The sequence below is a fragment of the Streptomyces sp. P5F9 genome (assembly GCF_057961495.1).
Genome location: NZ_JBXVPZ010000592.1, coordinates 1 through 5,110, shown reverse-complemented (window position 1 = coordinate 5,110; position 5,110 = coordinate 1). Strand labels below are relative to the sequence as shown.

At 68.2% G+C, this 5,110-nt stretch carries 3 protein-coding genes and 1 tRNA gene; 3 read left to right on the top strand and 1 reads right to left on the bottom strand.

Translation table 11 applies throughout. The annotated features are described in order from the left end of the window. Positions 1-348 precede the first annotated feature (348 nt). On the top strand, positions 349-3,447 hold the full coding sequence (locus AC31A1_RS46355) for an AfsR/SARP family transcriptional regulator (protein ID WP_489659090.1): 3,099 nt from the start codon (positions 349-351) through the stop codon (positions 3,445-3,447). A gap of 287 nt (positions 3,448-3,734) precedes the next feature. Continuing rightward, entirely contained in the window at positions 3,735-4,178 is a 444-nt protein-coding gene (locus AC31A1_RS46350) for a hypothetical protein (RefSeq protein WP_489659089.1), read from the top strand. Positions 4,179-4,522: 344 nt separating this feature from the next. On the opposite strand, the gene AC31A1_RS46345 is transcribed toward AC31A1_RS46350, so the two are convergent. Further along, positions 4,523-4,596: transfer RNA gene (locus tag AC31A1_RS46345), tRNA-Pro, on the bottom strand. 99 nt (positions 4,597-4,695) lie between these two features. On the opposite strand from AC31A1_RS46345, the gene AC31A1_RS46340 reads away from it, so the two are divergent. Further along, positions 4,696-5,110, top strand: a 415-nt coding sequence (locus AC31A1_RS46340; protein ID WP_489659088.1) for a DUF309 domain-containing protein, incomplete at its 3' end; no start/stop codon positions are given.

Here is a 5,110-nt window from a genome sequence, read left to right as displayed (position 1 = left end):
CGTCTTCCCCCGCCGCACTCATAGCGTCTGTCCCCCTCCGACCAGTTGCCCGCCACATCGATCATGGTGGTCCTACCCCCGTACCGGGCCGGACGATGCACCCCTCAGACGTCGACCACAGCAGAGAGAAACGATTCAGCCACACCTCACGGGCGCTTCGGTTCATCACGGCTGAATGCCGGACTCCCCCCACACGTGGGCGGCTCCCGGTCAGTGTCCCGCTTCGTTTCAGTCAGCACTCAACCACTTCTGGAAACGCTTTCCGCTCCCTGCCATGCTCGTCCTTCCATGGCACGGCCATTACCCCTCCCATACTCGTCGTCATGGCCGGACCAGCGGGAGGCGCTGGTGGAATTCCAGGTACTAGGCCCGGTGGGTCTGCGCGTGGACGGTCGGCGCGTGGAGCTGGGCTCGGACAAGGAGCGCACCCTCTTGGCCGCCCTGGCCCTGGACGTGGGTCGTCCAGTCGCCCTGGACACACTCATGGACCGGCTCTGGGACGACGAGCCGCCGCCGCACGCCCGCGCCAACCTGCATAGCTATGTATCGCGGTTGCGCCGATACCTGCGACACGCCGGGCCCTCGGACACGGGCGCGCCCCACATCGTCAGTCGCGCCCACACGTACACACTGCAGGCCGCTCGCGAATCCGTCGACTGGCACCGTTTCCAGCATCTCGTGGCGCGGGCCGGCGCCCTCACAGCGGACGGCGACGACGCGCGGGCAGCTGCTCTTCTCGGCCGCGCCGAAGGCTTCTGGCGGGGCGAGGCACTCGCTGGACTCCCGGGTCTGTGGGCCGAGACCGTGCGCCGGCCCCTGGCTGAACGCCGCCTGAACGCCACCGTCTCCCGCACAGCCGCCCTGCTCCGGCTGGGCCGATTCTCAGAGGTCAGCGCCGAGCTCTCCGCCCTCGTCGACCAGCATCCGGGCGATGAGACGCTTGCCGGTCAGCTGATGCTGGCGTACTACGGCAGCGACCGGTACACCGACGCGCTTCGGGTCCACCAGGAGACCCGCCACCTACTGATGATCCAGTACGGCTCCCGTCCGGGCGCTGAGCTGGGCCGCGTCCATCGCGGGATCCTCGACCGCATGCCAGCCGCCGACCTCGTCCGGGGCAGGATGTCTTCCACATCTACGGTGCCTGCCCGCCCAGCGTTCCCACACCCACCGCAGAACCTTCCCCATCAGCCGCCGCTGATCGGCCGCCGCGCGGAACTCACGGCGCTGAGCGCCACAGCCGACACGGCGGAGGAGGACGGCTCCGTGGTCAGCGTGGAATCTGTCAGCACCGTCAGCGGTATGGCCGGGGTGGGGAAGAGCGCCGTGGCGGTCCACGGTGCGCTGCGGCTCGCGGCGCGGTACCCCGACGCCCAGCTGTACCTGGACCTGTGCGGCCACTCCCCCGTCGGCAAGCCCCTCAGCCCCGGCGCGGCGCTGGCCACGCTGCTACGACTGCTCGGCGCGCCCGCAGAAACCATCCCTGTCGAATTGGAAGGCCGTACCGCACTGTGGCGGACGATGCTGGCTGAACGCCGAGCCGTTGTCGTCCTCGACGATGCCGTCAGCGCTGCCCAGGTCCGACCACTGCTTCCGGGTGGCTCGGCCACCCTCACCATCATCACCAGCCGACGTCACCTGACCGGTCTCCCGCGCGCCCGGCACATACCCCTCGACGTACTGCCGACCAACGACGCCATCGCGCTGTTCCGCGCGTTCGCCGGGGAGCAACGCACCCAGGACGTCCGAGAGATCACCCGGATCATCCGATTATGCGGGCATCTGCCGCTCGCGATCGAGCTCGTCGCGAGCCGCTTCCGTGCCCATCCGTCCTGGAAGCTCCCTACCCTGGCGGAGCGCCTCGCCCGCGCGGAAGGCAGGCTCGGCGAGATCCGGGACTCGGAGCAGGAAATGGTCCGGGCGTTCGACATGACGTACGAGACCCTCACGAAGGAGCAGCGCATCGCGTTCCGCCGCCTCAGCCTGCACCCCGGCCCGGACCTCACCGCCGAGTCGGCCGCCGCCTCGCTCGGTCTGCCGCCCACGGTGGCGGAACGTGTCCTCGAATCCCTGCTGGCCTGCCACCTCCTCCGGGAACCCACCCCGGACCGATACCACTACCACGACCTGCTGCGCGAGTACGGCCGCGGCAGGTCCAGGACAGACGACACCGATCAGGAACGCGCCGGAGTACTACACCGCCTCACGGACTTCTACATCGCCGTCACCGACCGAGCCGACCGGCTGGCGTACCCCCGTCGCATCAGACCCGAGATGCCGCGAGACATGGACCGGGGACAGCCGCCTCACTGGCCCGACGCCGAGGCCGCGAAGGCTTGGCTGGCCACGGAACGGGCAAACCTCCTAGCCACCGAAAACCACGCACGCTCCCACGACCGCGCCGGGGGCGCCGCCGAACTCGCCTACGCCATGGTCGGTTTCCTCAACGAGGAGTGCCACTGGCAGGATGCCCGGACCGTCCTTGAACCCGCCGTCGAGCACTGGACCCGCTCCGGCGACCAGGCAGCTCTGTGCCGCGCCCTATTCCACCTCAGCGCCGTACAGGCGCACACCGCGCAGTATCCGGAGGCCGCCGAGACCGGCGAGCAAGCCCTGGGGATAGCCCGCGAGACCGGGGACACGGAGGCAGAAGGTGAGGCGTTGCGCACGCTCGGTGTTCTGCACTGGCACCTGGGCGATCACCGGGGCGCGCTCGTCCTCTTCCAGAAGGCATTTGCCATCGTCGCCACGTCCGGAGATTCCCTGGGCCGTGCGCGACTGCACAACAACATTGCGGTTACCCTGCTCTTCCTCGGCGAGCACGACCGCGCATTGGAACACTTCGAGAAATCCCTCAGCGGATTCACCGATGCCGGTGATCACGCCGCACTGGGCAAGACACTCAACAACATCGGGGACCTTTACATGCGTCGCGGGGACGTGGAATCGGCCCTCCGCTCGTTCGAGGACTCCCTGGCCTTCCTCAACCATTCCGGAAACCGCTACGACCGTGCCACGGTGCACGGCAGTCTTGCCGATGCGCTAACGGAAGCGGGTGAGATCGCTCGGGCTCTTCCTCTGTATCAGGAGACGCTCGCCGAATTCCGCGCCCTCGGAGACCGAAAGAGTCAGGCCGACATGTTGACAGGACTCGGAGAGGCACATCGAAAAGCGGGAGGAACCGAAAAGGCAGTTCGCCATCTCTCGGACGCCCTCGACATCGCCCGTATGATCGGCGCCGCCCACCAGGAGACACGCGCACTGCGATGCCTGGGCCAGACCCAATTGGACGCGGGACGATTCGACTCCGCGGAGGAATATCTGAGGGCCGCGACCTCCCTCGCCGAGCGCACGCAGGACGCCGACGAGAAAGCGAAGGTGGGGAACATCCTGACCAGACTGCAACAACTGGTCGAACTACCCGACGGTAACCCCATGGGTGGCTAGCCTGATTTTTCATATAAGCGCTTCATAGGCTAAGGTCCCGTCCGCAAGATCATCCGATCCGCGGAAAGGAACCTTTCTCCGTGCGCATAGCGACGTGTCTGACCATCGGATTCACCCTCGCCACCCTGGTCGTTGTTGGCGCAAACATGCCAATCGGCTCAGCCGCGAGGCTCACTTCGGCCATGGTGGTCAGCCCGGACGGGTGCATCATGATGACGGACAAATAGTCAGTCGATGCACCGGGGTGGCAGCGCCAGCCGCCACCCCGCCCATGGGGGCGGTGCAGGGTGGAGCCGATCTCGGTGGCACTGTTGGCAGCACTTGCAGGAGGAGTCGGCGGCGAAGCCGGCCGGGAGGCGTGGGCAGCGCTGAGTACGCTGGTCCGGCGCCCGTTCCGGCGCCAGGGCGACAACACAGGTACGGCGACGGTGAGTTCGGGAGAACCGGAGCTGGTCCGGCTGGCCCAGGCCCCCGATGATACGGCCCGGGCGCAGGTACTGAGCACGGCGTTGGCAGTACGAGCCGCCCTGGACGCGGAGTTTCAGGCGGGTTTGCAGCGGTGGCGTGAGCTCGCCAAGGCCCTGGAGACCGGCAACACCCACAACGAGATCAGCGGCGGGAGTTTCTTCGGGCCGGTGATCCAGGGGCGCGACTACTCAAACATCTCCTTCACCACGCCGCAGCCTCATGCGGCCGATCCCGAAACGGATGCCCCCGACACTCGGAGCTGAGGGTGGTACCGCGAACAAACCCGAGCGACCAGACGCCGAAGTCGGACCCACCCCGGGCGTTGGACCTTGGTCCAAGCTGAGACAGCACGGTTCACGGACGGCAACGGGCTTCGCGAGTCGCCCGCTGTCCCGTTCCCCGACCGCAGCGAGCGGCCCCAGTCCCGCAGAAACCCCGGCCAGGTCTTCGACAGACCCGCAGTGATCTTGTCCAGGTCCAGCAACGGCATTTTCGCCGGCCTCCGAGTAAAGGTGCCGATGAGCGGCATGCTCACCTCCGAAGATCGGAAACGACCCACACGAAAAGGGCCCCCGCAGGTGTTCACCTGCGAAGACCCTTCGCACCGTCGGGACGACAGGATTTGAACCTGCGACCCCTTGACCCCCAGTCAAGTGCGCTACCAAGCTGCGCCACGTCCCGGTGCGCTTCCCACGGAGAACCGTGTGATCGCGCGAACAGCACTTTACCCCACGCCCGGGGCTGCGCCGAAGCCGGTGCCGGGCGCGGGACAATCGTCGTATGAGCGACACAACCTCAGGTGGTACGGCCGGCGCGCGGGACCGGGACGGCGAGGGGCGGGCGCGCAATGCCCGGCCGCGGGACGGGCTCGGGCGGCCGTTGCCGTACGACGCGGACGGTGTGGCGCGGCAGCCCGAGGGGGTCGTGCGGGCGCCGGAGGAGACCGTCGTCGAGGCGCAGGCGCTGCTCGACGAGGGGAAACCGTTCCACGCGCACGAGGTCTTCGAGGACGCCTGGAAGTCGGGGCCGGACGAGGAACGTGCTCTGTGGCGCGGCCTCGCCCAGCTCGCCGTGGGCCTCACACACGCGGCCCGGGGCAACGTCACCGGCGGGGCCCGGCTGCTGCGGCGCGGCGCCGGGGGCGTCGAGGAGTGGGCGTCCCGGTCGGGGCGGGAGCGGCCGTACGGGATGGATC